Annotated in this window: 1 protein-coding gene; it reads left to right on the top strand. The window is 62.9% G+C overall.

Annotation, left to right across the window (positions count from 1 at the left end):
* A partial coding sequence (locus EN939_RS36995; RefSeq protein WP_164751638.1) for a lactonase family protein occupies nt 1–515 on the top strand: 515 nt, incomplete at its 5' end.
* Between the last annotated feature and the right edge of the window lie 110 nt (nt 516–625).

Raw genomic sequence — 625 nt, 5'->3', positions numbered from 1 at the left:
ACGGCAATCTGGCCAAGCTAACCGAATCCGCTTTGCCATCCGGCGCCGGTCCACGCCACCTCGCACTGCATCCGAACGGACGCTTCGTCTTCGTTATGAACGAGCTGGATTCGACCATCGTGGCGATGGCGCTGGACGAAGCCTCGGGCAAGCTCACGCTCATCGACGCGAAGCCCGCGGTGCCGGCCGAGGCGCGCGACAGCAACCATTGCGCCGACATCCAGATCTCGCCGGATGGCCGTTTTGTCTACGGCTCCAACCGTGGCCATGACAGCGTCGTCATCATGGCGGTCGACCAGCAGACGGGTTCGCTGAGCCTCGTCGGCTATATCTCTTGTGGTGGCGCGACGCCGCGCAATCTGGCGCTGACGCCGTCAGGCGGCCATCTGTTTTCCGCCAACCAGAACGCCGACCGCATCTCGATCTTCGCTCGCGACGCCGAGACCGGCATACTCAGCGACACCGGGCGCGCCATCGAGATCGGCACGCCGATGTGCGTCAAGATCGTGCGCTGAACGCCGACAACTGTGAAGCCTTGGACAAAATCGCCCTGGGCTCAAGCCTGTTGTATTGCCGAGAGCTTCCAGTTCGAGCCATTCTCACGCACGAATGTCCACAGCTCGGT

It is taken from the genome of Mesorhizobium sp. M7A.F.Ca.CA.002.05.1.1 (assembly GCF_003998335.1).
Classification (GTDB): domain Bacteria; phylum Pseudomonadota; class Alphaproteobacteria; order Rhizobiales; family Rhizobiaceae; genus Mesorhizobium.
The sequence above is the reverse complement of the archived record's forward strand: the minus strand, read 5'-3'. Positions and strand labels throughout refer to the sequence as shown.